General features: G+C 63.1%; 26 protein-coding genes, 1 tRNA gene and 1 pseudogene. 11 read left to right on the top strand and 17 right to left on the bottom strand.

Features of this window, described 5'->3' with window-relative positions:
• Positions 1 to 29: 29 nt before the first annotated feature.
• The 3 genes and pseudogenes from LPB072_RS18745 (at position 30) to LPB072_RS18735 (ending at position 5,040) form a co-directional block, all read left to right on the top strand.
• Positions 30 to 2,761: pseudogene (locus LPB072_RS18745) on the top strand (cation-translocating P-type ATPase).
• 242 nt (positions 2,762 to 3,003) lie between these two features.
• Positions 3,004 to 3,624, top strand: coding sequence for a 2-hydroxychromene-2-carboxylate isomerase (locus LPB072_RS18740; protein ID WP_066087259.1), 621 nt, complete (start codon positions 3,004 to 3,006; stop codon positions 3,622 to 3,624).
• A 66-nt stretch (positions 3,625 to 3,690) separates the two neighbouring features.
• The gene (locus LPB072_RS18735) at positions 3,691 to 5,040 is read left to right on the top strand and encodes an MATE family efflux transporter (RefSeq protein WP_066087094.1); all 1,350 of its coding nucleotides are present in this window, start codon (positions 3,691 to 3,693) and stop codon (positions 5,038 to 5,040) included.
• 83 nt (positions 5,041 to 5,123) lie between these two features.
• On the opposite strand, the gene LPB072_RS18730 is transcribed toward LPB072_RS18735, so the two are convergent.
• From LPB072_RS18730 to LPB072_RS18690, 9 genes are all read right to left on the bottom strand, one after another.
• Positions 5,124 to 5,729 carry a CDP-alcohol phosphatidyltransferase family protein gene (locus tag LPB072_RS18730; RefSeq protein WP_066087096.1) on the bottom strand — a complete coding sequence of 202 codons (606 nt, stop codon included), beginning with the start codon at positions 5,727 to 5,729 and terminating at the stop codon, positions 5,124 to 5,126.
• Positions 5,722 to 6,369, bottom strand: a complete 648-nt coding sequence (locus LPB072_RS18725; protein WP_066087099.1) for an ATP-binding cassette domain-containing protein — start codon at positions 6,367 to 6,369, stop codon at positions 5,722 to 5,724. The genes LPB072_RS18730 and LPB072_RS18725 overlap by 8 nt, the downstream gene beginning before the upstream one ends.
• Positions 6,366 to 7,988 carry an ABC transporter permease gene (locus LPB072_RS18720; protein ID WP_066087102.1) on the bottom strand — a complete coding sequence of 541 codons (1,623 nt, stop codon included), beginning with the start codon at positions 7,986 to 7,988 and terminating at the stop codon, positions 6,366 to 6,368. Before LPB072_RS18720 ends, LPB072_RS18725 begins: the two co-directional genes overlap by 4 nt.
• A gap of 121 nt (positions 7,989 to 8,109) precedes the next feature.
• The gene (locus tag LPB072_RS18715; RefSeq protein ID WP_231943303.1) at positions 8,110 to 9,330 is read right to left on the bottom strand and encodes an ABC transporter substrate-binding protein; all 1,221 of its coding nucleotides are present in this window, start codon (positions 9,328 to 9,330) and stop codon (positions 8,110 to 8,112) included.
• 22 nt (positions 9,331 to 9,352) lie between these two features.
• Positions 9,353 to 9,829: a DoxX family protein gene (locus LPB072_RS18710; RefSeq protein WP_066087105.1), complete on the bottom strand. Its 477-nt coding sequence runs from the start codon at positions 9,827 to 9,829 to the stop codon at positions 9,353 to 9,355.
• Between the two features lie 31 nt (positions 9,830 to 9,860).
• A complete protein-coding gene (locus LPB072_RS18705; RefSeq protein WP_066087108.1) occupies positions 9,861 to 10,703 on the bottom strand; it encodes an HvfC/BufC N-terminal domain-containing protein in 843 nt (280 codons plus the stop codon).
• The gene (bufB, locus tag LPB072_RS18700; RefSeq protein WP_096349039.1) at positions 10,700 to 11,587 is read right to left on the bottom strand and encodes an MNIO family bufferin maturase; all 888 of its coding nucleotides are present in this window, start codon (positions 11,585 to 11,587) and stop codon (positions 10,700 to 10,702) included. The genes LPB072_RS18705 and bufB overlap by 4 nt, the downstream gene beginning before the upstream one ends.
• A gap of 6 nt (positions 11,588 to 11,593) precedes the next feature.
• The gene (locus tag LPB072_RS24215) at positions 11,594 to 11,953 is read right to left on the bottom strand and encodes a BufA1 family periplasmic bufferin-type metallophore (protein ID WP_082876777.1); all 360 of its coding nucleotides are present in this window, start codon (positions 11,951 to 11,953) and stop codon (positions 11,594 to 11,596) included.
• 117 nt (positions 11,954 to 12,070) lie between these two features.
• Positions 12,071 to 12,592, bottom strand: coding sequence for a TlpA family protein disulfide reductase (locus LPB072_RS18690; protein ID WP_066087110.1), 522 nt, complete (start codon positions 12,590 to 12,592; stop codon positions 12,071 to 12,073).
• Between the two features lie 84 nt (positions 12,593 to 12,676).
• On the opposite strand from LPB072_RS18690, the gene LPB072_RS18685 reads away from it, so the two are divergent.
• Positions 12,677 to 13,252, top strand: a complete 576-nt coding sequence (locus LPB072_RS18685; RefSeq protein WP_066087113.1) for a sigma-70 family RNA polymerase sigma factor — start codon at positions 12,677 to 12,679, stop codon at positions 13,250 to 13,252.
• Between the two features lie 11 nt (positions 13,253 to 13,263).
• Complete coding sequence (locus LPB072_RS18680; protein ID WP_231943302.1) at positions 13,264 to 13,467, top strand: zf-HC2 domain-containing protein; 204 nt, start codon at positions 13,264 to 13,266, stop codon at positions 13,465 to 13,467.
• Between the two features lie 216 nt (positions 13,468 to 13,683).
• On the opposite strand, the gene ftsY is transcribed toward LPB072_RS18680, so the two are convergent.
• Positions 13,684 to 14,964, bottom strand: a complete 1,281-nt coding sequence (gene ftsY, locus LPB072_RS18675; protein WP_066087434.1) for a signal recognition particle-docking protein FtsY — start codon at positions 14,962 to 14,964, stop codon at positions 13,684 to 13,686.
• A 283-nt stretch (positions 14,965 to 15,247) separates the two neighbouring features.
• Between ftsY and LPB072_RS18670 the strand changes: the two genes are divergently transcribed.
• Genes LPB072_RS18670 through LPB072_RS18650 form a run of 5 tightly spaced genes read left to right on the top strand, consistent with a single transcriptional unit; the run spans position 15,248 to position 19,507 of the window.
• Entirely contained in the window at positions 15,248 to 16,648 is a 1,401-nt protein-coding gene (locus tag LPB072_RS18670; RefSeq protein WP_231943300.1) for a M16 family metallopeptidase, read from the top strand.
• A 20-nt stretch (positions 16,649 to 16,668) separates the two neighbouring features.
• Positions 16,669 to 18,000, top strand: a complete 1,332-nt coding sequence (locus LPB072_RS18665; protein ID WP_066087272.1) for a M16 family metallopeptidase — start codon at positions 16,669 to 16,671, stop codon at positions 17,998 to 18,000.
• 39 nt (positions 18,001 to 18,039) lie between these two features.
• Positions 18,040 to 18,651 (top strand): 16S rRNA (guanine(966)-N(2))-methyltransferase RsmD, encoded by a 612-nt coding sequence (gene rsmD / locus LPB072_RS18660; RefSeq protein ID WP_066087276.1) that lies wholly within the window; start codon positions 18,040 to 18,042, stop codon positions 18,649 to 18,651.
• Positions 18,652 to 18,684: 33 nt separating this feature from the next.
• Complete coding sequence (coaD, locus tag LPB072_RS18655) at positions 18,685 to 19,203, top strand: pantetheine-phosphate adenylyltransferase (RefSeq protein WP_066087279.1); 519 nt, start codon at positions 18,685 to 18,687, stop codon at positions 19,201 to 19,203.
• A gap of 13 nt (positions 19,204 to 19,216) precedes the next feature.
• Positions 19,217 to 19,507, top strand: coding sequence for a YfhL family 4Fe-4S dicluster ferredoxin (locus tag LPB072_RS18650; protein ID WP_066087282.1), 291 nt, complete (start codon positions 19,217 to 19,219; stop codon positions 19,505 to 19,507).
• Here the strand turns inward: LPB072_RS18650 and pth are convergent.
• The 7 genes from pth to LPB072_RS18615 all read right to left on the bottom strand — a co-directional run bounded on the left by pth (position 19,468) and on the right by LPB072_RS18615 (position 25,396).
• On the bottom strand, positions 19,468 to 20,130 hold the full coding sequence (gene pth, locus LPB072_RS18645) for an aminoacyl-tRNA hydrolase (protein WP_066087440.1): 663 nt from the start codon (positions 20,128 to 20,130) through the stop codon (positions 19,468 to 19,470). The two genes, LPB072_RS18650 and pth, sit on opposite strands and share 40 nt — an antisense overlap.
• A 114-nt stretch (positions 20,131 to 20,244) precedes the next feature.
• Positions 20,245 to 20,877 carry a 50S ribosomal protein L25/general stress protein Ctc gene (locus LPB072_RS18640; RefSeq protein WP_066087284.1) on the bottom strand — a complete coding sequence of 211 codons (633 nt, stop codon included), beginning with the start codon at positions 20,875 to 20,877 and terminating at the stop codon, positions 20,245 to 20,247.
• 96 nt (positions 20,878 to 20,973) lie between these two features.
• The gene (locus tag LPB072_RS18635; RefSeq protein WP_066087445.1) at positions 20,974 to 21,948 is read right to left on the bottom strand and encodes a ribose-phosphate pyrophosphokinase; all 975 of its coding nucleotides are present in this window, start codon (positions 21,946 to 21,948) and stop codon (positions 20,974 to 20,976) included.
• An 81-nt stretch (positions 21,949 to 22,029) separates the two neighbouring features.
• Positions 22,030 to 22,106: transfer RNA gene (locus LPB072_RS18630), tRNA-Gln, on the bottom strand.
• A 91-nt stretch (positions 22,107 to 22,197) separates the two neighbouring features.
• Positions 22,198 to 23,088 carry a 4-(cytidine 5'-diphospho)-2-C-methyl-D-erythritol kinase gene (gene ispE, locus LPB072_RS18625; protein ID WP_066087448.1) on the bottom strand — a complete coding sequence of 297 codons (891 nt, stop codon included), beginning with the start codon at positions 23,086 to 23,088 and terminating at the stop codon, positions 22,198 to 22,200.
• 20 nt (positions 23,089 to 23,108) lie between these two features.
• Complete coding sequence (locus tag LPB072_RS18620; RefSeq protein ID WP_157694119.1) at positions 23,109 to 23,522, bottom strand: lipoprotein insertase outer membrane protein LolB; 414 nt, start codon at positions 23,520 to 23,522, stop codon at positions 23,109 to 23,111.
• 92 nt (positions 23,523 to 23,614) lie between these two features.
• Positions 23,615 to 25,396: a tetratricopeptide repeat protein gene (locus LPB072_RS18615; RefSeq protein WP_082876786.1), complete on the bottom strand. Its 1,782-nt coding sequence runs from the start codon at positions 25,394 to 25,396 to the stop codon at positions 23,615 to 23,617.
• Between the two features lie 120 nt (positions 25,397 to 25,516).
• On the opposite strand from LPB072_RS18615, the gene mutM reads away from it, so the two are divergent.
• Positions 25,517 to 26,332, top strand: coding sequence for a bifunctional DNA-formamidopyrimidine glycosylase/DNA-(apurinic or apyrimidinic site) lyase (gene mutM, locus LPB072_RS18610; protein ID WP_066087290.1), 816 nt, complete (start codon positions 25,517 to 25,519; stop codon positions 26,330 to 26,332).

Below are 26,332 nucleotides of genomic sequence, written 5' to 3'. Positions count from 1 at the left end.
AGCAGCAGGGTTTGCGCTAACGTACAGACATGAGAAATAGCGCATCCCGCACCGAAACGACCGTCGTCTGGCACGCAACACCTGCCGATGAGGCGCTGCGCCAACTGGCCAGCGATGCCCGGGGCCTGAGCACCCGTGAGGCGAAAGAGCGGCTGGCCAGTTATGGACCCAACCGCCTGCAGGCGACCCCGCCCCGCCCCTGGTGGCGCCGGCTGCTGGCCCAGTTTCACAACCTGCTCATCTATGTGTTGCTCGCAGCGGCGTGCATCACCTTGTGGCTGGGGCACACCCTCGACACGGCGGTGATCGTGGGGGTGGTGGTGATCAACGCCATCATGGGCTTGGTCCAGGAAGGCAAGGCCCAACGCGCGCTGGAAGCGGTCCGCGCCATGCTGGCCAGCCACGCTATGGTGTTGAGGCAAGGACAGCGGCTGGAAATTGATGCCGCTGATCTGGTGCCGGGTGACGTGGTGTTGCTGGAATCGGGCACCCGAGTGCCGGCCGATTTGCGCTTGCTGCGCAGCAAGAATCTGGCGATCGACGAGGCCGCGCTCACGGGCGAGTCTGTGCCTTCGGGAAAACAGCCCGATGCCGTGGCCCAGGGCGCCGCGCTGGGTGACCGGCTGTGCATGGCGTATGCCGGCACGGTGGTCACCGTGGGCCAGGCCACTGGTGTGGTGGTGGCCACCGCCCGCCAAACCGAGATCGGGCAGATCGGCGCCATGGTGGCCGGCGTGGCCGAGCTGGTCACGCCGTTGACCCGGCGGCTCGACCAGTTTGCGCGCCGCATCACCGCCTTCATTGGCGTGGTGGCGCTGTTGACCTTCCTCTATGGTGTCTGGCTCGGTGGCATGCCCGCCGCCGACATGTTTCTGGTGGTGGTCGGTCTGGCTGTGGCGGCGATTCCTGAAGGACTGCCCGCAGTGGTCACCATCACGCTGGCCATCGGAACCAGCATCATGGCACAGCACCGTGCCGTGGTGCGGCGTCTGCCTGCTGTTGAAACGCTGGGTTCGGTCAGCGTGATCTGCACCGACAAGACCGGCACCCTGACGCGCAACGAAATGACCGCCGTGCGCGTGATGCTGGCCGATGCCACGCTGGCGGTGAGCGGCGCAGGATATACCCCGCTGGGTAGATTTGAGCTTGCTGGCTCAGCTGTTCAGCCCGCAGACCATTCGGGGCTGCAACGGCTGTCCCGTTGCGCGCTTCTGTGCAACGATGCGCGCCTGCACCGCGATGACGCAGGCGAAGACAACGCCGGGGACTGGGTGCTGGCTGGCGACCCGACCGAAGGCGCGCTGTTCACGCTGGCGCTCAAGGCTGGCCTTGCGCTCGAAAGCACCAGCCAGGCCTTTCCGCGCCGTGACGAAATCCCGTTCGAATCCGAACACCGTTACATGGCCACCCTGCACCATGACCAAGCGGGTGGGCAGGCGTCGCGTGCGTTCATCTTGCTCAAGGGTGCGCCGGAACGGGTGCTCGATCTGTGTGTCAAAGACACCACCGGCGCGCCGCTCGACCGCGCGGCCTGGCAAGCCCGGGTCGACCAGGCGGCGGGCGATGGCCAGCGCGTGCTGGCGCTGGCCGAGTGCGAGTTGCCCTCCGGCACCCACAGCATCGGTATAGCCGATATCGTGCCCCGATTCACTCTGCTCGGCCTGGTCGGGCTGATGGATCCGCCGCGCCCCGAAGCCGTGGCCGCCGTGGCCGACTGCCAGCGCGCCGGCATCCGCGTGCTCATGATCACCGGCGACCACGCGGTCACCGCTGCGGCCATCGGCCAGCAGATTGGCCTGCAAGCCAGACAGGCCATCACTGGCGATGAGATTGACCACCTGGACGACCCAGCATTGGCGAAACGGCTGGCGCAGACCGATGTGGTGGCCCGCGCCAGCCCTGCGCACAAGCTGCGCCTGGTGGCATCGCTGCAAGCCCAGGGCAAGCTGGTGGCCATGACCGGCGATGGTGTGAACGACGCGCCCGCGCTCAAGGCCGCCAACATTGGCGTGGCCATGGGCCAGCGCGGCACCGACGCCGCGCGCGAAGCCGCCGACCTGGTGCTGACCGATGACAACTTCGCCTCCATCGCCCACGCGGTGCGCGAAGGGCGCACCGTGTTCGACAACATCAAAAAATCGCTGCTGTTTGTCTTGCCCACCAATGGCGGCGAAGCGGGTGTGATTTTGCTGGCCGTGTTCGCCGGGCTGGCGATGCCGGTGACCGCGGCGCAAATCCTGTGGATCAACATGGTCACCACCGTCACGCTGGCGATCGCACTCGCCTTTGAGCCCGCCGAGGGCCAGTTGATGGAGCGCCCGCCACGCGACCCCGCCGAGCCACTCATCACCCGCCTGCTGTTCACCCGCATCGCCTACGTGACCCTGCTCATGATTGCCGCCACCTACGCCGTCTTTGAATGGGAGATGGCGCGCGGCAGCTCCATCGAGCTTGCGCGCACCGCCGTGGTCAACATGCTGGTGGTGGGCGAACTGGTGTACCTGTTCAATACGCGCCATTTCACCGCCCATGCGTTCGCCTGGGAAACCATCACCGGCAACCTGATCGCCTTTTGGGCCAGTGTGTCGCTGGTGGTGTTTCAGATGCTGTTCACCTATGCCCCCCGATGCAACAGCTCTTTGGCACGGCGTCGCTCGGCTGGGCATCGTGGGCATTGATCCTCGGCCTTGCATCGGTCAAGTTTCTGGCGGTGGAGGCCGAGAAGCTCGTGTTGCGGCGCATGGGGGTGCATAGCATGTGAATGACCAGCGCTGCTTCAAGTGCTGGTTTCAGCGGTCGCGTTCAGGGAGGCGGACAGGCCATTGAAACGGAACGTTGGCTGTGTCAGCCTTCACGCCGTTGGCTTGCGTCCGCTCAGCCTGGGTTGCCTGGATCTTGATGGGCGCAATCTTGTCGCTCGCCGTTGCGTCGATTCCCGGAAGCAACTGCAATCGGAGCATGGGTTTGCGATACCCTGTGCAACCCGATTCGCAAAGCTGCGCCATGAAAAAGACCTTTGAATTCTTCTTTGACCTCGCGTCGCCCTGGACCTGCCTGGCGTTTCACAATATCCAGCCCATGGCCAAGAAGCTGGGCGCCACCATCGTCTGGCGGCCCTTTCTGGTGGGCGGCGTGCACAACCAGGTCAACGAGGCCTATGTGGAATCCCGCGCCAACAACCAGGGCAGCCCCAAATGGCGCCAGTTGATCCAGTCGCTGCAAGATTGGTCTGCTTTGTCGGACGTTCAGATGAATTTCCCAGGGCCCTTCTTCCCATTGCGCTCGGTGAACACCATGCGTTTTTGTTGCGCGCTGGAAGACGACCAGGCAGCGCTGCTCAGGTTCGCCGCCGCCGGGTTTGAGGCTTACTACACCCACCAGCTGAACCTTGATGATCCCGACGTGCTGGTGGCCATCGCCAACCAGGCGGGCCTGGACGGCGAGGTGCTGCGGCTTCGCTCGCAGGAGCCCGCCATCAAAGACCGGCTGCGCGCCAACACCGAAGAAGCCGTGGGCCGTGGTGCCTTTGGTTCACCGAGCATCTTTGTGCCTTTCGGCTCGGGCGAACGGCTCTATTTTGGCAACGACCAGTTGCCCTTGGTGGAATGGGCGCTGAAGCAGTAGCCGCCCACTCCGCCTGAATCCCCTTCAAGCCATCGCACAGATGGTTGCGCACCGCAGGAATCTCCGTTGAACCCATCTATCGCCGAAGCACGCAAAGAACTGCGCGCCATCGCCATCATTGCCCTGCCCATCATCGTGGCCCAACTGCTGCAAATGGGCATGGGTGTGGCCGATACCCTGATGGCCGGGCGCATCAACGCCCTGGCGCTGTCGGCGGTGGCGCTGGGCGCGGCCATGTGGTTTTTTGTCGTGATCGCCGGGCTGGGGCTGATGCTGGCGCTCACCCCCATCATTTCCCACCATGTGGGTGCCAACAACCACCCCCTCATTCGCGAAGAACTGCGCCAGGGTGTGTGGATGGCCCTGGGACTTTCGGTGTTCCAGATGCTGTCGTTGCTGGCCATGTCGTTGCTCATGCCCTGGCTCGGCATCGCGCCCGAGATCGTCACCGAGACGCGCCAATACCTGGTCTGGATCGCCTGGAGCCTGCCGCTCACCTGTCTCTACCTTGTGCCCCGGTTCCTCAACGAATCGATGGGCCACACCATGCCCATGCTCTGGACCCAACTGCTGATGCTGCCGGTCAACGTGCTGGGCAACTACCTGCTGATGTTTGGCAACTTCGGCTTCCCTGAAATGGGCGCATCGGGCGCAGCGCTCTCAACAGGTGTTGCCCAAACTTGCGGTTGCCTGGCGCTCTATGTCTACACCTTGCGCGCACCGCGCTACGCCAAATACCACCTGCGCCAGCGCATCACCCGCCCCGACTGGGCCCACATCGCCACGCTGGTTCGCCTGGGCATTCCGATCTCCATCAGCATGGCCATGGAGGCCGGCTTGTTCACGGCCACCGCGCTGCTCATGGGTCGCTTCGGCGTCGCCACCGTGGCCGGCCACCAGATCGCCATCAACATCGCCTCGATCACCTTCATGATCCCGCTCGGCATTTCCATCGCCCTCACCGTGCGCGTGAGCCAGGCGCTGGGCGCGGGCGAGCCGCTGACTGCGCGCTACCGGGGGCGGCTGGGCATCGCGCTGTGCACCGCCTTCATGATGGTCTCGGCGTTGTTCATGGCCCTGTTCGGCGAACAGCTCGCCGGCCTGTACACACCGAACGCCAACGTGATCGCACTGGCCGCCCAGTTCCTCGTTTACGCCGCCGTGTTCCAGGTGGTCGACGGCATGCAGGTCGGCGCCATGGGCGTCTTGCGCGGCTACAAAGACACCAAGGTTCCCATGCTGGTCACCGTGTTTGGTTACTGGGTGGTCGGCATGGGCCTGAGCCTCACCCTGGGTGTGTTTGGGCCGATGGGACCTGCGGGTCTGTGGGCCGGGCTGGTGGGTGGTCTGGCGGTGGCGGCCGTGATTCTGAATGTGCGGTTTTGGCGGTTGACCCGGGGCGTTGGGCCCGGGTAGAGCCTGCGGTGCAAAAGCCCCGCTTCGCAGATGCTGCCTTTCAATTGCAGTCGTTCAACGGGCAGGTCTGTGGTGGTTTTGGGTCACCGGAACCGCTGCCAGCCCCACCCGATACGCATCGCAATCGTGATCGCGCACAAGACCGCGAACCCATAAGCAATCAGCGGGAACGCCTCAGGCCACAGGCACATGGCTGAGAGCGCCACGATGGTTTCGGTGGCTTCGGTGAGTCCGCCGAGAAAGTAGAAGCTCTTGTTGGGAAACGCGGTGGAGGCGATGCGGTTTTTCTCGGCCACGATGGCGAAGGCCAGGAAGCTGCTGCCGGTGCCGATGAAGGCAGCGAGCAGGACGGCGGCGGGCAGGGCGTTTTGGGCCGGGTTCGAGATGGCGAAGGCCAGCGGGATGCTGGCGTAGAACAGAAAGTCCAGTGTGATGTCCAGAAACCCGCCGCGGTCGGTGGGCGTGGTTTCTCTGGCCACGGCGCCGTCCAGCCCATCCATCAGGCGCGAGGTCAGCAGCATCACCAGCCCGGTGATGTAGGCCTCAAAGACAATGGCGACGGCCGCACCCATGCCCACCAGGAAGCCGGTCAGTGTGAGCCCGTCTGCACTGACGCCGGCCTTGACCAAGGCCTTGGCGGCCTTCGTGATCAAGGGCTTGATGGCGGTCTGGATGAGGCGGTCAAGCATGGTTCAACTCGATGACGAAGGCCGGGTCGGCGATGTCGGCGGCGTCGTGGGTCACGAGCACGGCGGGGATGCCTTTGCGGCGGATGTGGTCAAACACGAAGCCGCGGAACTGGTCGCGCAGCGTGGCGTCAAGTTTGGAAAACGGTTCGTCGAGCAGCAGTGCGCAGGGTTGCGCGAGCAGGGCGCGCATGAGGGCCACGCGAGCGCGCTGGCCGCCCGAGAGGGTGTCCGGGTCGCGTTCGCCGTAGTCGGCCAGTTCGGCGTCCTGCAAGGCCTGTTGCACCTTGGACAGGCGCTCCGCTTTTGGGCCGGGGGGCACGGCGAACAGCAGGTTCTCTGCCACGGTCATGTGGGCAAACAGCAAGGGGTCCTGAAACAGCAGGCCGATGCCGCGCTGAGCGGTGGGCAGGGCGGTGAGATCGGTGCCGTCCAGCGACACGGTGCCGTCAAAACGCAGCGCCTGCCCGCCCTCGGCGATGGTAGCCAGCGTGCCGGCGATGGCCGCCAGCACCGAACTTTTGCCGCTGCCGCTGGCGCCCATGAGCGTCAGGATCTGGCCGGGCCCCACGTCGAAGCGCAGGTCGCGCAGCAACTCGCGGCGGGCGCTGCAGAGGTGTTGAATGTGGACAGAGAGCGTCATGCTTGGGGTGTTTTGAAGCGTCGGGGGCGGCCCAGCCAGGCGGCGAGCGCGAACGCGAGCACGGGCAGGATGAATTGCAGGCCGGCGTAGGCGCTGGTGAGCGAGCGTTGGGCGCCGGCAGCGAGGGTGACGGCCTCGGTGGTCACGGTGCCGAAGCGCCCTGCGCCAATGTACAGGGTGGGCAGGTACTGGGTGACGCTCACGGCAAAGCCCACGGCGGCACTCGCGCTCAGCGAGCGGCGCAGCAGCGGCCATTTCACGCGCAGCAAAAAGGCCCAGCGGCCATGGCCCAGACTGGCCGCCAGTTGCGCGGCGCGCGGGTCAAACCCCAGATAAGCCGGCGACAGTGCGAGCAGCACATAGGGCAGAACCATCACCGTGTGCGCCAGCAGCAGCCCGGTCCACTGGCCTTCGAGGCGGGTGTGCAGCGCCAGTGTGTAGAGCCCCACGACCCACAACACCGCCGGCAAGACCAGTGGCAGATAGAGCAGGGGTCGCAAGGCGTTGTCCCAGCGGCGGGGGCTGAGTTCCAGCCAGGCCACGCACCACAGCAAGGCCAGCCCGGTGGACGCCAGGGCCAGGACCAGGGTGGTGCCCACGGTGCCTCGACTGGCCCAGACGCTGGCCCAGGCTTGCGTCGTGAGCGCTTCGGGCCACAAGGCCGGGAACGGCCAGACGCCGGCAAAACTGCCCACGGCCAGCGCCAGCAGCACGGCGGCGTAAAACCCGCCGAGCAGCCACAGGCCGATCAGGCCGCCCCCGTTGGCTTTCGCCACGCCGCGGCGCCCGCTGATGTTGCGTCGGCGGTGCTGAACACCCCGCCAGCCCAGCGCAGCGGCCAACACCGCCAGGGTCAGCACGCCACCGGCCGCCGCGCCACGGGCGTTGACCGCCAGATCGGCGTCTTGCAGCCATTGCCAGGCCAGCACGGCCAGTGTGGGCGGTGATGCGGGGCCGATGACCAGGGCCATATCGACCACGGTGAGGCCATAGGCCAGCACGGCCAGCAGCGGCCAGAACAGGCGGGGCGCCAGCTGTGGCCAGACCACACGCCACCAGGCGCGGTGGGGCGGGTAGCCCAGGGTCTGGGCCAGCGTGTGTTCGGCGCGCCAGCGCTGGCGCACATCGTCGCGCTGCAGCTGGGTGGCCGCGGTCCAGAGCAGAAAGGGAATCTCTTTGGCGGTCAGCGCCAGGATCAGGCCCAGGCCCCAGGGGTCCTGGGTGGTGGGCCAGGCGGGCGGCCAATCAAAGCCGGTGAGCCAGGGCGAAAGCGCGCGCAACAACCAGCCGCTGGGCGCGATCAGAAACACCAGGCCGATGGCAAAGGCGGCATGCGGCGTGGCCAGCATCACCGGCACCCCGCGCAGCAGCGCGCCCATGTGGTCGCGCACGAAACCCTGGGCCAGCAGCCAGCCGCTGATCCACCAGGCCAGCGCTGTGGAGCTCAACCCGGTCCAGAGCGACAGGCCGAGGGCTGGCAGCCATTGGTTGTCGTGCCACAGGTCGGTCCAGGCCTGTGCATCGAACAATGCACCGAGCGACAGCACCGCGATGGCCAGCAGCGGCCCACCCGCAAGCAAAAGCAGGGCCCCAGCAAAAGGCAGACGCAGCGAGTTCATTGGTTGAAAGTGGATGCCGTTGGCACGAGGTCTTCAAACCCAGGATGACGCGGATCCGGCTCCGACGGTCCGCCTGCATCGCCCCTTCGGGGGGTGACGCACGCAGTGCGGCGCGTGGGGGTCAAAGGTACCGCCGCGTCCATTCCTTTTCGATCGGGTCGACCCAGCCAGCATGCGGCTCGGGCAGCGTGGGAGCGGCCTGTGCCACCTGGCCAGGCAAGGGCCTGGCCGGGAACAGGGCGCGCTCGGCAGCGGGTAGCTTTTTGAGGTCGAGCACGGTCGGGTCGCCCCATTCGTTGATGTCGGCCTTGCGCGCCTGGGCCTTGGCCGAGAGCAGGAAGTTGGTCACGATCTGTGCCCCGGCTTTGGCTTTGGCGTTGTAGGGGATGGCCACGAAATGGGTGTTGCCGATGGTGCCTTTGTTGAACTGCCAGGCGATGGTGGAAGCTGGCAGCCGTTTGGCGGCGAGCTCGTTGGCGGGTTCGTTGGGGTTGAAGGTCAGGGCCAGCAGCAATTCGCCGTCGGCCATCATCTGGCGCACCGCTGCTGGGTTTTGCGGAAACTGCTTGCCGCCGCGCCAGAGCTGGGGGTGCAGCGCATCCAGAAACTTCCAGAGGTTGGCGGTTTGTTGCGCGAAGGCGGTTTCTACCGGAGGCCTGGACAACACCGAGCTGTCAGCGACGTGCTCGATCAAGGCTTGCTTGATGAAGGTGGTGCCGGTGAAGTCGGGCAGGCGGGGGTAGGTGATGCGGCCTGGCTGGCTGCGCGCGAGCGCCAACAGTTCGGCCATGTTCTGCGGCGGCTTGGACAGGCGCTTGCCGTCGGCAAACAGGGTGAACTGAGCCATGCCCCAGGGCGATTCCATGCCGTCGGTGGGCACAGAAAAATCGTTGCGGGTGGTGGGTTTGCCTTCGACATCCACGTATTGGAAGTTCGGTTGTGTTTCGGCGAAAGGGCCAAAGAGCAGGCCTTCGCGCTTCAGGGTGGCGAAGTTTTCACCATTGATCCAGACCAGGTCCACCGTGCCTTCCGCTTCACCCCTGCCGGCGGCTTTCTCGGCGCGCACGCGCTTGACCACATCGGCGGTGTCGGTGATCTTGACGTGCTCCAGCTTGACGCCGTGACTGGCCATGACCTCGCCTGCTGTCCATTGCAGGTAGGCATTGGTGCGTTCGCTGCCGGCCCAGGCGTTGAAGTAGACGGTTTGCCCACGCGCCGCTTTTTCAATGGCGCTCCAGTTGGGCTGAGCATTTTGTTGGGCCCAGGCGGCGGGCAGGGCGCTGGCGGAGGCTGCACCAAGCAGCAGGCTGCGGCGCGACAGGGTGGGCAATGGCAGGTTCAAAACGGATCTCCCGGTACAAAAATCAATGGGGGTGCAGTCGGCGCTCAACGCCAGGGCGTATCCACAGGCAGTCGATTGTCCACTTGCCGAGCCCATACAAGACCAGGGCGGCCAGCAAGACCCCCCAGGTGATGTGCTGTTGCATGGCGGCGGGCGCGATCTCGGAAAGGCTGAGCACAGCCACCACGTTGACCACGCTCAGGCCCAGTGCGGCGAAGCGCCCGGCCAGGCCCAGAAGCAGCAGGACAGGCAACACGAGTTCACCCGCTGTGCCCATCACCGCAGCCACTTCGGGCGAGAGCAAAGGCACGCTGTATTCCTCGGTGAACAACAGGAGCGTGATGTCCCAGTCGCGAAGCTTGGTAAGGCCGGAGAGGAAAAAAACTTGGGCCAGGTACAGCCGGGCCATCAGTGCCGCGGGCGCGCGCAGGCTGTCGATGCCCTGGGTGATGGTGTGCCACAGCGATTGGCCGCGTGAGAGAAGTGAGGGTGCGTTCATGCGGGGCTCCAGAGAGGGGGGGCGCGTTGATTCAGACAGCCCGGGACTGTGCGGTGTGCACGCCGATCACCACCCCTTGGGTCACGGCTTCGGTGAGCCAGGCGGAGAAGTCGAAGTGTTCATCTGTGCCGTCACGGGCAGCGCTCATCGCCCCATCCAGCGCATCGGCGATATCGCGACCGGATTGCAGCAACGCTATCAGCGCGGCCGCCACATCCGTGCACAGCATCAGCCTGGGCTTCATGTCCTGGCGCCAGATCAGTGCGGTTTCAGCATCGCCCCGGCGCAAGCGGTCGGTGGCTTCGGCCAGGTTGGGGTGGTCCTGAAGGTGGGCCAGTACCAGGCTGGCCACCGGAAAGCGGCTGGTGACCGTGTGCACGCCCGGGGCGAGCGTGAGTGCGAGCGTTTCGGGGTCTTCTTCGGTGAGGCGGACGAAGCTGGCAGGGTCGGGCGGGGTATCGGCTTCGAACGCCGCACGGTGCAGCGCCCATTCAACCTGGGCCACATCGCTTAGGTAGGGCGCATCGGCCAGTTGCGGGTTGCTGGCAACGAAGGCGGGCAGCGCCGCGCCCCACTGCGCCAGATCGCCCCGCTCGGGAGGGTGTTGGTGCCACAGGTCGCGGGCGAGGGCGTTGAAGCTGTTGCTCCCGACCATGTGTTCAATCACGGGAAAAGCGGCGCGCAGACTGCGCTCGGCCAAGGCGTGTCCGTTGGCCTGGTAGGCCTGAAGCCCGCGCTGGCTTTGCAGGCTGCACTGGTCAAGGAGGGGAAGCAGCTCTGCGTGGACTGAAGCCTCGCCCGGTCGGGCGAACAAGGCCTTCACAAGCGCTTCCTGTTGCGTTTGCAGCGCGGTGGTGGCATTGCCTTGTGTCATGCGGCAACCCTTTGCCCAGCGGCGCGCGCTCGGCTGGCTTCTTCAAGCAGAACGCCGAGCGCGGGCACGTCGGTGTCCCATTCGATCAGGGTGGGCACCGGTCCCAGTAGATCGAGTGCATGGGCATACAGCGACCAGACGGGCTCGGGCACGCGGCTGCCGTGGTCATCGATCACGATGTCACCACAATGCACATGGCCCGCCAGATGCAGCTCGGCCACGTGCTGGGGGGCGATGGCGTTCAGCCAGGCCTGGCAGGCTTCAATGGGCACTTGCGTGTCACCACGCAGCTGCGCGTTGAGCGCGTTGACATAGAGGTTGTTCACATCCACCAACAGGCCACATCCGGTGCGTTGGGCCAAGGCGTTGAGGAAGCTGGTTTCGCTCATGTCGGCCTGTTGCCACTGCACATAGGCCGACAGGTTTTCGACCGCGATGGGTCGGCGCAGCCGGTCTTGCACCTGACTTACATTGGCGCACATCACCTCGAGCGCGTCCCGGGTCATGGGGATGGGTAACAGGTCGGACGCGTGTACCGCTTTGCCGCCCGCAGGGGCGCGGGCAAAGCTGGCGTGGTCGCTGACGCGAACCGGATCGACGCGCTGCACCAGTTGGGCCAGTTGGTCGAGATGCCAGGCATCGATGCCCATGGCCGAGCCAAGGGATAGGCCCACGCCATGCAGGCTCACCGGGTAGTGCTCTCGGCCTTCTAGCAGCACGGCAAGCGCGGCGCCACCCTGGGCGAAAAAATTCTCGGAGTGAACTTCAATGAAGTCCAGCGCGGGCAGCGTTTGCAGCAGCTCCGCGTAATGGGGGTGACGCCAGCCGATGCCCACGGAGGAGCGCGGTGCGCCCGGCGCGGGAGACATCGGCGTGGCGATCATGGCCGATCAGCCTTTCTTCATCATTTCTTCTTTTTTCATGGTGTCGTCCATCTTTTTCATGTCGTCTTTTTTCATCATGTCGTCCTTTTTCATCATGGAGGCGGCTTTGGCTTCTTCCATGTTCATGCCGTTCATGGTTTTGCAGGTGCCTTCGGCAACGTATTTCCACTCGTCCTTGCCGTTGTCCACCTTGGACTGACCGGCGCACGAGTGCGATCCGCTCAGGTTGGCGCAGTCGTTTTGGCCGGCCTTGGCAATACCGAAACATTTTTCCTTGGCTGCGGCCTGCGCCAGAACGGGGGCGGACAACATGGCCAGCGACATCAGGGAAGCGGCTGCGGTGGTGATCAGGGTGCGGTTGCTCATGTGAATTCTCCAGAGGGTGAAGGGATTGATTAACCGGGTCGGGTGCGTCAACAAGCGACTCTGGTTGATGGTGAGTCAGCGCTGACGCGGTGTTCTTACACGGCGTTCTGAAATTATTTACAAAAGATCGGCGATGCGGTTCCAGGCTTGCGGTGGAATGCGACCCATGTAGCGTTCAGCCACTTGCCCCTGTTTGTCGATGAGCACCGTGGAGGGCAGATGGGAGACCGGACCGAGGTTGTCCTGGTAGGCAGGGTCGCGGCCCCACACCGATGGAAACAGCTGTTCTTGCGGGAGCAGCGGCGTCACCACTTCTTCGTAGCGCAAAAAATCTTCGCGCTTCTGATCCATGTTGACGCCGAGCAGCGTGAATTTCTGGCCTTGCCAGCCCGCTGCGTTGGCGCGCAGTTCCGGCATTTTGTTGCGGCACACCGGGCATTCCGTTGACCAGTAAAAAACCATCACCACCTGGCCGCGCAGTGTGTTGAGAGCCAAAACCTCGCCGCCGGACGTGACCCCCCGGAGTTCAGCCTGGCCGGGCGTTGCGAACGAAGGCGTCTGGGCGAGCAGCGAGACCGGGGCTGCGCCAGCCAGCCAGACGAGAAGGTTCCGACGGGACGGGTGGCGTTGTGGTTCCATGGCGGGCTCGGTTCTCTGGTTGCGTATGGGGTTCTGTCGGCCCCATGTGACATTCCTTACACTTGAGCGCAACAGCACTCGAACATGTCAATCACGCCCCCCACCGATTACGAACAGCAACTGGTCGCCTTGCGTGACTACCTGATGCGCTTTGCCCGTTTGCAATTGCGCAATGAGGCCTGGGCAGAAGACGCAGTTTCCGAAACCTTGCTTGCCGCCCTGGCCAAGCCGCAGGCGTTTCAGGCACGCTCCCAGCTCAAGACCTGGCTGGTGGGCATCTTGAAACACAAGATCATCGATTCCATGCGCGTGCGCCAGCGCGAAGTGATGCTCGACACCGGTTCGCAAGGCGATAGCCAGGCCGATCCGCTGGAACACATTGCGTTCAGGACCAATGGCCACTTTGCAGAGAAACCGGCCGATTGGGGTAACCCGGAGCAGGACCTGAAAAGCCAGCAGTTCATGGCCATTCTCGATGCCTGTACCGAAAAACTACCCCCTGTGCAGGGCCGTTTGTTCCTGATGCGGGAGTGGTTGGAGATGTCGAGCGACGAGATATGTAAGGAACTCGGGCTGACATCGACGAACCTGTATGTCCAACTCCACCGGGCCCGTTTGCGTTTGCGCGAATGCCTGGAACTGAACTGGTTTGCCCGCTGATGAACCCTTTGATGCGAAAGCTCCCCTTGATGCGCACTTGCAAGGAAGTGAGTGCGCTTGTGGTCGCCAGGGAAGACCGTGATCTGGGTGCGCTTGATCAAATGGCGCTGCGCGTGCACATGGCCATGTGCAAAGCCTGCCCCAGATTTGAGCGGCAGATGCTGACGATGCGCAATGCCATGAAGCAATGGCGCAATTACGGCAACGACGAATAAGCCCGAATAGGCACGACCCGCACAGCGGCGCAGGGTGGGGGCGAAGCGATTCACCGCAGGGCCGCCCCAAGGTGAATCAGCCCCCTCGGGGGGCAGCGACCCGCACAGCGGCGCAGGGTGGGGGCGAAGCGATTCACCGCAGGGCCGCCCCAAGGTGAATCAGCCCCCTCGGGGGGCAGCGACCCGCGCAGCGGCGGAGCGTGGGGGCCTTGTTCCTCAGGCCAGCAATGCCTGCGCAAATTCCCTGGCGTTGAAGGTTTCCAGGTCTTCCAGCTTTTCGCCCACGCCAATGAAGTAGATCGGAATCGGCCTCTCGCGGGCGATCGCACAGATCACGCCTCCCTTGGCTGTGCCGTCGAGCTTGGTGATCACCAGGCCCGTGAGGCCAAGGGTTTCGTCAAATGCTTTCACCTGGGCCAAGGCGTTTTGACCGGTGTTGCCGTCAATCACCAGCAGCACCTCGTGGGGGCTGGTGGGGTCGGCTTTTTGTACCACCCGCTTGATTTTTTTCAACTCTTCCATCAAATGAAGCTGGGTAGGCAAACGCCCTGCCGTGTCGACCAGCACCACATCGCGCCCTCGAGCGCGGCCGGCTGTCACCGCGTCGAAGCTCACCGCAGCAGGGTCGCCACCTTCCTGGGTCACGATCTCGACGGTGTTGCGGTCGGCCCAGACGGCGAGCTGTTCCCGGGCGGCGGCCCGGAAGGTATCGGCTGCAGCGAGCAGAACCGAGGCGCCACCGTTGGCCAGATGGCGCGTGAGTTTGCCAATGGAGGTGGTTTTGCCCGCGCCATTGACGCCGGCCACCATGATCACGGTGGGCTTGAATTCACCGATCACCAGCGTTTTCTGCAGCGGTTCCAGCAGTGCGACGATGGCGTCTGCGAGCAGGCCCTTCACGGCCGCCGGGTTGGTGGCTTTGGCCTCCTTGACGCGTTTCTTCAGGTCGGCCAGCAGGTGTTCGGTGGCCTTGACGCCGGTGTCGGCCATCAACAGGGCCTCTTCCAGCTCTTCGTACAAGGCGTCGTCGATCTGGGTTCCGGTGAAGACGGTGGCGATGCTCGCGCCAGTGCGGCGCAGTCCGGTCTTGAGGCGCTCCAGCCAGCCTTTTCGCGCCTCGCTGGGCGCCATGGGCCTGTCCACGGGTTTGTCCACCGCGTTGGCGACGGTGGGCACCACGGGCAGAGGTTTTGCCGGGATTGCGACTGGCGGTGGTGCCGGGGGGTCGATGGCCTTGGTCGGCGCAGGCGCAATCGCTGGGGGCTTGGGAGCCGCTGTAACTGCAGCGGATGTGGGTGCGGTGGCTGGAGCCAGTGCCGGCGCAACTTCCTCCGTGGCTTCTGGCCCGGGCGCAGCCTCAGGCGCTGGCTCAGCGACCGGTGCGGGCGGCGCGTCGTCAGCGGGGGGTGGTGCAGCAGGTGGTTTTCTGCGGAAGAACGAAAAGACGCCGGATGAGGCCTTGACGGGTTCGGCAGGTTTGTCTTCAGGTGCTTCCAGCCTGGCAAGCGCTGGCTCGGGCTCCGGCGCTTGAGGCGCGGCTTGCGCGAGCGCTTCAGGGGCCTTTGGGGGCTCTGGGGGCTCCTCAGGTGGCGGCGAAGCCGGGGGCGGTTCGCTCAGCGCAGGCGGTTCGGGCAGGGGCGCTTGGGCGGCGTCCCCGGGCGGGAGCTCGGCTGGAGCAGGGGCTGGAGGTGTCTTTTTTTTGAAGAACGAGAACATTTTGGAATCTCTTGTATCTTCTCATTCTATGAAACGTTGTCTGCCCTCTTGGGCCCGATCTCCCATGATGTCTATTGCCTGGTCTTTCCTGGGGCTTGGTGCCATTCCTGCGCTCGTGATGGCGGCCCCTGTTGCCCAGCAGTTCACCCTGTCCAACGGCATGACGCTGATCGTGCAACCCGACCGCCGGGCGCCTACGGCGGCCCATATGTTGTGGGTAAGGGTTGGGGCGATGGACGAAGTCGATGGCACCACAGGCGTGGCCCACGCACTGGAACACATGTTGTTCAAAGGCACGCCGACAGTGAAACCCGGGGAGTTTTCGCGCAAGGTGGCTGCCCTGGGTGGGCAGGAAAACGCGTTCACCACGCGCGATGTGACCGCTTACCACCAGCAGATTCCGAGCGAAAAGCTTGAGGCCATGATGCTGCTGGAGGCGGACCGCTTTGCCAACAACCAGTGGCCGGATGACGAGTTCAAACGCGAGATCGAGGTCATCAAGGAAGAGCGGCGGCAACGCACCGAAGAGTCACCGCGCGCGCGCATGTTTGAAGCCATGAACGCGATGACTTTCCAGGCCAGTCCCTACAGGCGGCCGGTGGTGGGTTGGATGAGTGATCTGGATGCCATGACCCCCCAGGATGCACGCGACTTTTTCAAACGCTGGTACACACCTGCCAATGCAGCGGTGGTGATTGCCGGGGATGTGGATGTGGCTGCCGTTCATGCGATGGCCGAGCGCATCTATGGTGCCATTCCGTCCCGACCCCTGCCCACACGCAAGCCCCGTGAAGAACCGGAGCAGCAGGGCGCCAGGCAGATGGATTTCCGCGCGGCCACCGAGCAGGCCATGGTGGCACTGGCCTACCAGATGCCCAAACTGACCGATCCCCAAGCCAGAGACCCCGCGAGCCAGGACGCGCTGGCACTCACGGTCTTGTCGGCCATTCTTGATGGTTACAGCGGAGCGCGCCTGGAGCGCGCATTGATTCAGGGCCAGGGAGGCAAGCGCTCACGCTTGGCCGACAGCGCTGGCGCTTCTTTCGGCTTGATGGGTCGCGGGCCACAGTTGTTCTTTCTGTCTGCGGTACCGGCACCCGGTGTGGCCAGTGACACAGTGATCTCGGCCTTGAAAGAAGAGATCGCGCGAGTGGCCAGTGAAGGCGTGAGCGAGGTGGAGCTCAAGCGGGTGAAAACGCAATGGATCGCTGGCGAGGTTTACAAGCGCGATTCGGTGTTCAACCAGGCTCGGGAACTGGGCAGTTATTGGGCTTTGGACATGGGGCTTGAAGCCGGCGACCAGTTGATGGCCCAGCTCAATGAAGTCACGGCGGCGCAAGTGCAGTCGGTGGCCCAGCGCCTGTTCAGTGAAGAAAAACTGACCACTGCCGTGCTGGTGCCTGACCCGACCAAACGCAAGACGGAGCGCCCCGCCAACGAGCGCCCACCGATCCCGAACCATTGAACATTACCACCTGGATTTTTATGAATGTTGTGAAACGGTATTGCATGGCCGCGGCTTTGCTGTGGGCGGTTTCAGCGCCGGCCTGGGCGGGAATTCCGATTCAGCACTGGGTGCACGCCAGTGGTGCCAAGGTGTATCTGATTGAGAGCCCGGTGATTCCCATGCTCGATGTGGAGATTCAGGTCGACGGCGGTAGCCGCCGCGATCCGGTGCGGCAGGCGGGGTTGGCCAGTGCGACGGCGGGCTTGATGTCGGGCGGTGTGGCGGCTTACGAAGGGCAGTCCGCGCTGGGGGAGAACCAGCTGAGTGAGGCCTGGGTCGATCTCGGTGCGCAGTTTGGCGCTGGTGCCAGCGCCGACCGCTTCACTGTCTCCTTGCGCACCCTGACCCAGCCCGACCTGTTGCAGGGCGCGGTCGCTTTGGCGGCAAGGCAGATGGCCGCGCCCGCCTGGCCTGAGCAGGTTTGGCAGCGCGACCGCGAGCGCATGTTGGCGGCCTTGAAAGAAGCAGAGACCCGGCCCGGCACGCTTGCCGGGCGCACGTTTTCTCAGGCTGTCTATGGCGAACATCCATACGGCTATGAGACAACCGCCGAAAGCCTGAAAGCCTTCGGTGCCGCCGATATGCAGGTTTTCTATCGCCGCCACGCCAGCGCTTGCCGGGCGCAGGTAAGTCTGGTGGGTGCGGTGGATCGCGAGCGCGCCGACCGCATCGTGGGCGAGCTGATGGCGGCCTGGGCGCCCAATGGCTGTGAGGCTTTGCCACCTGTGGGCGAGGTGCAACCGTTGGCCGCCGCTGTGGATGAGCGCTTGCCGTTCGACGCCGCTCAGGCGCAGGTGCTGATGGGCCAGCCGGGCATGCGCCGCGATGATCCCGACCATTTCCCGGCATTTGTCGGTAACTACATCTTGGGCGGAGGCGGGTTCGTCTCGCGCCTGACCACCGAAGTGCGCGAGAAGCGCGGGCTGAGCTACAGCGTCTACAGCTACTTCAGCCCGGGGCTGCACGCCGGGGCATTTCAGATGGGACTCACCACCCGCCCCGATCAGGCGGCGCAAGCGGTGAGCGTGGCAAAGGATGTGTTGCGCGAGTTTGTCGCCAATGGCCCCACCGATGCCGAGTTGTTCGCGGCCAAGGAATACCTGGTCAACAGCTTCGCGCTGCGCATTGACAGCAACCGCAAGTTGCTCGCCAATGTGTCCAACATGGCCTGGCACGGTTTGCCGCTGGACTACCTTGATCGCTGGACCGAGCGAGTTCAAGCCGTGACCGTGGCCGACATTCAGCGCACGTTCAAGCGCGTGTTGCAGCCTGATCGCATGGTCACGGTGGTGGTGGGGGCCAAGCCTTGACGGCCCGATGACCTCGCGGCTCGCGTAAGCTCCAAGGCTATGAAAAAACCTCTCAATCCCTCGGCCAAGACAGCCAGTGCAGCACACGAGGTGCGCATCATTGGCGGCGAATGGAAGCGCACCAGGCTGCCCGTGCCGGATCGAGGTGGATTGCGCCCCACGCCTTCCCGTGTTCGGGAAACATTGTTCAACTGGTTGGGGCAAGACCTGGCGGGCCTGCGCTGTATCGATGCCTTTGCTGGAACGGGTGCGCTGGGGCTGGAGGCTGCTTCTCGAGGCGCAACGGAAGTGGTCTTGGTGGAGCAAGCGTCCGACCTGGTGCGCTCGCTGTCGGTCATGGTCACGAAACTCAAGGCGAGTGCGGTGCGGGTCGAGCGCGGCGATGGCGTGAGCGCCTTGCGACAGCGGGGAGGCCAGGGCTGGGATCTGGTGTTCCTTGACCCCCCTTTTGGTGAAGATGGCAACCCGTCCCTGTTCCAGGCGGCACTGCAGGCCGCAAGCCACGTCATTCATGGCGCTGGCGAGATCTACCTGGAAGCGCCCATGGTGTGGACGGATGAGGCCCTGGAGCCCTTTGGCCTGAAGGTGCACAGGCACGGCAAGGCTGGAGCAGTGGCCTTTCATCTGTTGCGGCCAATCGCTGTTGCGTAAGGCCAGGCGAGGTCCCGCGCGCATAATTGGCGTATGAAATCAGCCTTGCCTTCTGCCTCCGGCCGCGGCCCGCGCATAGCGGTTTACAGCGGTACCTTTGATCCACTGACCCTGGGTCATGAAGACGTGGTTCGCCGCAGCGCCGGATTGTTTGATGAGGTGATCCTGGCGGTGGCAGTGGCGCACCACAAAAAGACCCGCTTCACGTTGCAAGAGCGCATGGCCATGGCCACCGAAGCGACCTCTGGCTTGGGCCGTATCCGGGTCTTGCCGTTTGAAGGGCTGATCATGGATTTTTGCCGCGAGCACAGTGCCAGTGCGGTGGTCCGGGGCATTCGCAACATGACAGACTTCGACTACGAAGCCCAGATGGCGGCCATGAACCGCAAACTGCACCCCGGCGTCGAGACGGTCTTTTTGTTGCCAGAGGCTGAGCTGCAATGCATTTCCAGCACGCTGGTGCGCGAGATCGCCATGCTGGGCGGCGATGTGTCGGGCATGGTCAGCGCGTCGGTGGCCGAGTGCCTCAGGCCGCAACCCTTGCAGGCCTGAAGGAGATCGCTGTATGGCTTTGATGATCACCGACGAATGCATCAACTGCGATGTGTGTGAACCCGAGTGCCCGAACGAGGCCATTTATATGGGTGAGCTGATCTACGAAATCGATCCGAACAAGTGCACCGAGTGTGTCGGGCATTTTGACGAACCCCAGTGTGTTCAGGTGTGCCCCGTGGCCTGTATTCCTGTTGACCCGGCGCATACCGAATCGCAGGAAACGCTGTGGCAGAAATACCAGCGTCTTCAGGGCACGGTCGCTCAGCCTGCCGTTGGCTCGGAAGGCGACGCACCCGGCTGATCGGGCGTCGCTGCATCGGGCTTGGGCTGGCGCGGTGGCTTGGGCCGAGGGGGTTTGCTGGTGTGAATCAAGGCCGTGGCTTTGTCCATCTCGCCCGCGATCAGGTGGGGCAGGGCTTTGAGTGTGCGGTCCAGCGTCTGGGCGATGGCGATGCGATCGTCTGGCGAAGGTTTTTTCAGCACCCAGTTGGCCACTTCATTTTTGTTGCCAGGATGCCCGATGCCAACCCGCAAGCGCCAGTACTCAGGGCTGCCCAGTTGGGCATGAATATCGCGCAGGCCATTGTGACCCGCATGCCCCCCGGCACGTTTGAGCTTGGCTTCACCGGGTGGCAAATCCAGTTCGTCATGAACCACCAGTATTTCTTCTGGCTCGATCTTGAAGAAGCGGGCCAGTGAGCCCACCGACTTGCCCGAGAGATTCATGTAAGTCTGGGGCTCAAGCAACCAGAGGTTCTGGCCTTTCACCTGGGTCCTGGCCATCAGACCAAAGTGGCCCCGCTCCATTTGCAGGGAAATCTTGAGCAGCCGTGCGGCTTCGTCTACCCACCAGAAGCCGGCGTTGTGTCGGGTGTCTTCGTATTCGGGGCCAGGGTTGCCCAGGCCAACAATGAGCTTGATCATGGTCACATTATCCAGTCGGGGCGGCTAAGGGCCTTCGCCAATGGAAACGGCCCGCCAAGGCGGGCCGTTTGAAGGGCGCTGCACAAAGTGCAGCGCAAGGTGCAGCGAGAAGAATTACTTCTTGCCGCCCTTTTTGCCCTTTTTGTCGTCGACCGGTGCGACTTCCACAGGAGCGGCCACGATTTCGACCTTTGGTGGCACTGCATTGACCACGGTCAGGTTGGTGCGGCCGTGTGTCACGCGCTTGACGTTCTTGGGCATCGTCAGCTCGCGGGCGTGGATGGTCTGGCCTTTCACGATGTTGGCCAAATCGACTTCGATGTGCTCAGGCAATTGCATGGCCAGGCATTCGACTTCGATTTCGGTCATCGCGTGGCTGATCACGCAGTTGTCGATCTTGACTGCTGGCGATTCGTCCGCATTGATGAAATGCAACGGTATTTTCTTGTGCACACGTGTTTTGGCGTCCACGCGCTGGAAGTCAATGTGCAGAACCAGTTGCTTGAACGGGTGGTATTGCACATCGCGCAACAACACTTTATGGACTTTGCCATCGAGTTCCATGTCGAGGATGGAAGCGTGGAAAGCCTCTTTCTTCAGGGCGTGCCACAAAGCATTGTGGTCCAGCTCGATGTTGGTGGGCTCGGCGTCACCACCGAAAACGATACCGGGCGTGCGACCGGTGATGCGGAGACGGCGGCTCGCACCCGTACCCTGCTTGGCGCGCTCAAAAGCGACAAATTGCATAACTTACTCCTGTAGAGGGGTTCCGCGACCAGAACGCCTCGATTTAAAAAGAACCGCCTCGACAGAGGCGGTTCACTTTTTGCTGCCGGTCAGTCCTTAAAAAAGGTTGTCCTGGTCGGCAAACAAACTCATCACCGACTCGCCTGAAGCAATGCGCGCAATGGTTTCAGCCATCAGCGGTGCAACAGAGAGTTGGCGAATCTTGCCGCAAGCCTGTGCCGCTTGCGAAAGAGGGATGGTGTTGGTGACCACGACTTCGTCGAGCGCATTGCCTTTGGATATGCGCTCGATAGCGGGGCCTGAAAAAATGGGGTGCGAGCAGTAGGCGTAGACGTTTTTGGCGCCACGCTCTTTCAAAACCTCGGCAGCTTTGACGAGCGTACCGGCGGTGTCGATCATGTCGTCCATGATCACGCAGTTGCGGCCATCGATGTCGCCGATCACGTGCATCACTTCCGACACGTTGGCCTTGGGCCGGCGCTTGTCGATGATGGCCATGTCGCAGTTGAGCTGTTTTGCCAGGGCGCGAGCCCGTACCACGCCGCCCACATCGGGCGAAACAACCAGCAGATCGGAGTAGTTCTTTTGACGCAGGTCACCGAGCAGCACGGGCGAGGCGTAGATGTTGTCGACCGGGATATCAAAGAACCCCTGAATCTGGTCTGCATGCAGGTCCATTGTCAGAACGCGGCTCACACCCACGGCTTGCAGCATGTTGGCAACCACCTTGGCGGTGATAGGCACCCGGCTGGAACGTGGACGACGGTCCTGACGGGCGTAGCCGAAGTAGGGGATCACGGCCGAGATGCGTTCGGCGGAAGCCCGCTTGAGCGCGTCGACCATGATGATGAGTTCCATCAGGTTTTCGTTGGTCGGCACGCAAGTGGACTGGATCACAAACACGTCGCGGGCGCGGACGTTTTGCATGATCTCGACGGTGACTTCACCATCAGAGAAGCGGCCAACGTTGGCAGCGCCGAGCTGGGTACCCAGGTGCTGGGCGATTTCCGCCGCCAACACGGGGTTGGCGTTGCCGGTGAAGATCATGAAATCCTGTGGCTGAACTTGCATGGTTTTCCCGGCTTGATCGGCGGCCTGATGTTGGGCCGCTTGGCGGCCCGACCGCTGTGAAAAGAATTTCAAAAAAATGGGTGGCAGGGGAGGAAGGACTCGAACCCTCGCATGCTGGAATCAAAATCCAGTGCCTTTACCAACTTGGCGACTCCCCTACGCTGGACAGTTGCCGGGCCGTGAAGCCCTTCAACCAACCAAAATTGTCGCAGGTTGCACATCTATTGCCCTGACTGCGAGTCTGCGATTCTAATCGCGACACCAGCCTGCCAAAGGATGTACATCCATGTTGCTGCATTCCCGCAAGATCCAGTTGCCCGGAAGCCCTGCGCTGTTCAGCGATTGCTGCAAGTGCGCAAACACCGCAGTGCCTGAGCCGGTCATTCGACCTTGCAAACCCCGTTCAGACAACCAGTCCAGACAGCGCTTTACATCGGGACACAGGGCTTGCGCCACAGGCTGGAGATCGTTGTGTCCGGCTTGCAGAATTTTCTGCAGATCCAGACGGGTCCCGGTTTCCAAACTGTTTTCTGTGCCGTTTGCAGCAAAGCCTTGGATTGTAGCAGCTTTTGTGTCCCTCTTCAAATCTGGCGAACCAAAGATGCGTTGTGTGGCGGCGCCACCAGGTGGCTTGATGACGACAAACTGCGTTGTGGGCAGGGAAACCGGTGTCAGTTGCTCGCCGACGCCTTCTACCCATGCGTTGCGTCCGCCAATGAAAAACGGAACGTCGGCACCCAGTGTGAGGCCGATTTGAGCCAGCTCGGATCGGGGTAAATCCAGCGCCCACAAGCGATTGAGCGCAAGCAGCGTGGTGGCGGCATCTGACGATCCTCCGCCCATGCCGGCTTCAGCGGGAATGTGCTTGTTCAGCGTGATGTGTGCGCCCAATGGCGAACCTGTGGCCTGCTTCAGGGCTTTGGCGGCCCGCAGACACAGGTCTTCGGGTGGCAGATCTGTACTGCCGATGTCAGCTCGGGTCAGCAAGCCGTCGCGCCGAAGGTCAAAGTGCAACTCGTCGCACCAGTCAATCAGCATGAAAACCGACTGCAGCAGGTGGTAGCCGTCGTCGCGGCGACCCGTGATGTGCAAAAAAAGGTTGAGTTTGGCGGGAGCGGGGACGTTGTGCAGGCGTTGCAGCGGCTCTCGGGCGGCAGCTTTCATGGTTGAAAAATGAGGCGCAGTTCGGCCTTGGGCAACGGAACGGTTCGGCGCGCAGTGATCTTGCCTTCGGCATGGCGACTCAGGTCGGCTTGCCAGCCATCCACCTCGGTTGCCTGTCCGTTGAGCCAGTCGAACAGGGCCGCGACGGGCACCGTCGCACCGCCGATATCGGTGGACAGTTCGCTCAGCGATTGGCGCCGGGTGGTCTGGTCGCCCTGTACCATTTCGGCGCGCCCTGGTACCCATGAAACGGTTGCAAGGGTGGTGCCTAGCGGGGTGGCCAGAAGCAGCTCGCCTGCCTGTGGCGTTCCGTGCAGGTCGAAGCCCGCAGCGTACGACTGGGGCGGGTTGCTGTCCACGCTCAAGGCCAGGCGTCCGTTCCAGGAGTCAACGCCTGGCGCGGTTGGCATTTTGGGTGCGGCGCACCCGGCCAGCAGGACAAACGATGCGGTCAAACCTGCGGATCTGCGTAGGGTCCTCAGTAGACCGGCTGACGGAGCAATCATGGCTGGACGTTGAAACGCTTGAGTGTGGATTGCAGCGTTTCGTTGTCGCTGGACAGCAAGCTGCCTTCGCGCCAGATTCGCTTGGCTTCTTCGGTTTGTCCCTGGGTCCACAGAACTTCGCCCAGGTGGGCCGCGATTTCAGGATCGGGCCTGGCCTTGAAGGCCGATCGCAGTATTTCCAGCGCGCGAAGGGCGTTGCCTGAACGGAACTCCACCCAGGCCAGGCTGTCTTGTATGTAGGCGTCGTCGGGTTGCAATTCCACCGCCTTTTCGATCAGTTGCTTGGCTTCGGACAGTCTCACGCCGCGGTCGGCCAGAGAGTAGCCGAGCGCGTTGTAGGCGTGGTGGTGATCGGGTTTGGCGGCGATGATCTGGCGCAGCAGGCGCTCCATCTCGTCCAGACGATTCGCCTTCTCGGCCATCATGGCCTGGTCGTAAACCATTTCCTGATCGTCGGGGAAGGCTTTGACGGCTTCGCTATAGACGTTGTAGGCTTCGTCCCATTGTTTGAATTCGCGCAACAACTGGGCTTCCGCGACCAGTTTGAGCCGCACATCGGTGGGCCTCCGAACGGGCTGGCTGCGCAAATGGGCACGCGCCTCTTCGATTTTGCCTTGGCGCGCCAGCAGTGAAGCCCTGCGCATCTGCGCGGCCATGATGTCATCGGCGTTTTCGATTCGATCGAGCCAGGCATTGGCTCCTTCAAGATCGTTTTGTTTTTCGGCAATTTGCGACATCAGCAGGTAGGCCTGCGTGAGACCACGTGCACCGCGCCCATCTTCCGAATCTCGGGCCAGGCGCATGTAGGTCTGCAACGATTCGCTGGCCGCAGGCAAGGTGTTGTCTTGAACCTGGAGGCTGGCCAGCAGCAACCACGGTTCCAGCAACTCGGGTTGGGTTTTCGTGAGTGCCAGAAGAAGGGTGCGGGCGTCGGCGTTGCGCTGCAGGTCGAGCAAGATGCGCGCGTAGTTGAGCGCCACGGTGGTGCCATTGCTGGACGATGGAGGACTGGCCTTGAGCTGGCCGCGCACGATATCTTCGGCCATGATTTGGCCTTGCTCCATCAACTCCAGCGCCAGCAAGGCAGGAAAAATTGAGGCCGGGTCAGCCCGATGGCCGTTGCGCGCCGAGACGAGTGCTTTGGAGCCCTCGTTGGCCGTGAGTTGCATGCGACCAAGCGTGGTCCAGGCGGCCGCTGCCTGCTCTGGCCGCTTGAACTCCGGGGTCAATACTTCATTGACAACGCGCAGGGCCACTGCTTTGTCGGCCACCCGCGCGAAGGTCTGGGGGATGGCATTGATGGTGTCCGTCCGGGCTGTGCCCTGGCTTCGGTTGATCAGGGAGCGCAAAACAGGCGCGGTCTCTTCGGCCCGGTTGAGCGCCAGCAATATCTGCAAGACGAAGCGGTCAGGCTCGGTGGCTTGGGGCAGGTCTTTGGCCCAGGCCTGTGCGGCCTTGAGGGCAGATTCACCCGAGCGCGCTTGCAGGGCCACATCCACAGCGCGGCGGTAGAGCTGGGCGTCGTGCTTTTTCTGGGCCGCATCAAGCATGAGTGCGAAGCCTGTGCCGACCTCGCCGCCCTGCACATTCAGTTCGCCCAGCAACAGTTGATAAAAAAGCTGCGCATCCAGCTTGGAATTGCCTGGATCTGGTTCGCCTTGTATCGGCTCAACCAGTGTTTGGCCCTGCAAGCTGGTCAATGCCAGTGCCAGCGATACTCCCAGCAGGCGCTTTGACCAGGTCTGAGCCGAGCGGGTCGCATTTCTTTGGGGTGGCATGGTTGTTGGCGCGAGGCGGGAAAGGGTGTTCATTGGATCATGATAATGGTGGCAGCCATGCTGTGATCCTGGCGGAGAGAATCCGTTCCGGCGGAGTCTCAAATTGATTGAGTCATTCCAATGCCTGAATTGCCTGAAGTCGAAGTCACCCGCCTGGGATTTGCTGACCGCATCGCCGGGGCGCTGATCGAAGAGGCCGTGCTGGGCAAACCGTTGCGCTGGCCGCTGGGCTGTGAGGTCGCGTCGTTGGCCGGGCAACGGGTCGATCGGGTGACCCGCAGGGGCAAGTACCTGTTGATTCATTTGACCTCGGGCTTGCTGTTGCTGCACCTGGGGATGTCCGGCAGTCTGCGGTTTTCCCTGGCCTTGCCGCAGCGTGGGCCACATGACCACTTTGACCTGGTGACCAGCCTGGGGACGTTGCGTTTGCACGATCCCAGGCGGTTCGGCGCGGTGGTGTTTGTCAACGGACTGGACGATCCCCGCGCTGTAAAGCTGCTGGGCGGGCTTGGCGTGGAACCATTGGAAGGCGGGTTCGACCCCCTGGTGTTCCATGCCGCCTTGCGCTTGCGGCGCGCGCCGATCAAGCAGATTTTGCTGGCGGGAGACCTCGTTGTGGGGGTGGGCAATATTTATGCCTCTGAAGCCTTGTTTATGGCACGTATTCGCCCCACCGTGCGGGGCGACAGGCTCAGCAAGCCACGGGCTGTTCGGCTGCATGGCGCGATTCAATCTGTGTTGCGCCGGGCGCTGGCCCTGGGCGGGAGCAGTCTGCGGGATTTTTCAGGTTCAGACGGCCAGAGCGGCTATTTTCAGATGGACGCCATGGTCTATGGCCGGGAAGGTCAGCCTTGCCGGGTTTGCGCCACACCCATTCGCCAAATCAGACAAGGACAGCGTTCGACCTTCTTTTGCTTGAATTGCCAGAAACACTGA

The organism is Hydrogenophaga crassostreae (assembly GCF_001761385.1).
GTDB lineage: Bacteria > Pseudomonadota > Gammaproteobacteria > Burkholderiales > Burkholderiaceae_C > Hydrogenophaga > Hydrogenophaga crassostreae.
This window is presented reverse-complemented; position numbering and strand designations above follow the sequence as displayed.

What these genes read in the sequence shown, in the direction of transcription:
- LPB072_RS18740 (WP_066087259.1), top strand. Translation starts at nt 3,004, where the DNA reads ATGAAAAAGACCTTTGAATTCTTCTTTGACCTCGCGTCGCCCTGGACC.
- LPB072_RS18730 (WP_066087096.1), bottom strand. Translation starts at nt 5,729, where the DNA reads ATGCTTGACCGCCTCATCCAGACCGCCATCAAGCCCTTGATCACGAAG.
- LPB072_RS18725 (WP_066087099.1), bottom strand. Translation starts at nt 6,369, where the DNA reads ATGACGCTCTCTGTCCACATTCAACACCTCTGCAGCGCCCGCCGCGAG.
- LPB072_RS18720 (WP_066087102.1), bottom strand. Translation starts at nt 7,988, where the DNA reads ATGAACTCGCTGCGTCTGCCTTTTGCTGGGGCCCTGCTTTTGCTTGCG.
- LPB072_RS18710 (WP_066087105.1), bottom strand. Translation starts at nt 9,829, where the DNA reads ATGAACGCACCCTCACTTCTCTCACGCGGCCAATCGCTGTGGCACACC.
- LPB072_RS18705 (WP_066087108.1), bottom strand. Translation starts at nt 10,703, where the DNA reads ATGACACAAGGCAATGCCACCACCGCGCTGCAAACGCAACAGGAAGCG.
- bufB (WP_096349039.1), bottom strand. Translation starts at nt 11,587, where the DNA reads ATGATCGCCACGCCGATGTCTCCCGCGCCGGGCGCACCGCGCTCCTCC.
- LPB072_RS24215 (WP_082876777.1), bottom strand. Translation starts at nt 11,953, where the DNA reads ATGAGCAACCGCACCCTGATCACCACCGCAGCCGCTTCCCTGATGTCG.
- LPB072_RS18690 (WP_066087110.1), bottom strand. Translation starts at nt 12,592, where the DNA reads ATGGAACCACAACGCCACCCGTCCCGTCGGAACCTTCTCGTCTGGCTG.
- LPB072_RS18685 (WP_066087113.1), top strand. Translation starts at nt 12,677, where the DNA reads ATGTCAATCACGCCCCCCACCGATTACGAACAGCAACTGGTCGCCTTG.
- LPB072_RS18680 (WP_231943302.1), top strand. Translation starts at nt 13,264, where the DNA reads ATGCGAAAGCTCCCCTTGATGCGCACTTGCAAGGAAGTGAGTGCGCTT.
- LPB072_RS18670 (WP_231943300.1), top strand. Translation starts at nt 15,248, where the DNA reads ATGATGTCTATTGCCTGGTCTTTCCTGGGGCTTGGTGCCATTCCTGCG.
- LPB072_RS18665 (WP_066087272.1), top strand. Translation starts at nt 16,669, where the DNA reads ATGAATGTTGTGAAACGGTATTGCATGGCCGCGGCTTTGCTGTGGGCG.
- rsmD (WP_066087276.1), top strand. Translation starts at nt 18,040, where the DNA reads ATGAAAAAACCTCTCAATCCCTCGGCCAAGACAGCCAGTGCAGCACAC.
- coaD (WP_066087279.1), top strand. Translation starts at nt 18,685, where the DNA reads ATGAAATCAGCCTTGCCTTCTGCCTCCGGCCGCGGCCCGCGCATAGCG.
- LPB072_RS18650 (WP_066087282.1), top strand. Translation starts at nt 19,217, where the DNA reads ATGGCTTTGATGATCACCGACGAATGCATCAACTGCGATGTGTGTGAA.
- pth (WP_066087440.1), bottom strand. Translation starts at nt 20,130, where the DNA reads ATGATCAAGCTCATTGTTGGCCTGGGCAACCCTGGCCCCGAATACGAA.
- LPB072_RS18640 (WP_066087284.1), bottom strand. Translation starts at nt 20,877, where the DNA reads ATGCAATTTGTCGCTTTTGAGCGCGCCAAGCAGGGTACGGGTGCGAGC.
- LPB072_RS18635 (WP_066087445.1), bottom strand. Translation starts at nt 21,948, where the DNA reads ATGCAAGTTCAGCCACAGGATTTCATGATCTTCACCGGCAACGCCAAC.
- LPB072_RS18620 (WP_157694119.1), bottom strand. Translation starts at nt 23,522, where the DNA reads ATGCCAACCGCGCCAGGCGTTGACTCCTGGAACGGACGCCTGGCCTTG.
- LPB072_RS18615 (WP_082876786.1), bottom strand. Translation starts at nt 25,396, where the DNA reads ATGCCACCCCAAAGAAATGCGACCCGCTCGGCTCAGACCTGGTCAAAG.
- mutM (WP_066087290.1), top strand. Translation starts at nt 25,517, where the DNA reads ATGCCTGAATTGCCTGAAGTCGAAGTCACCCGCCTGGGATTTGCTGAC.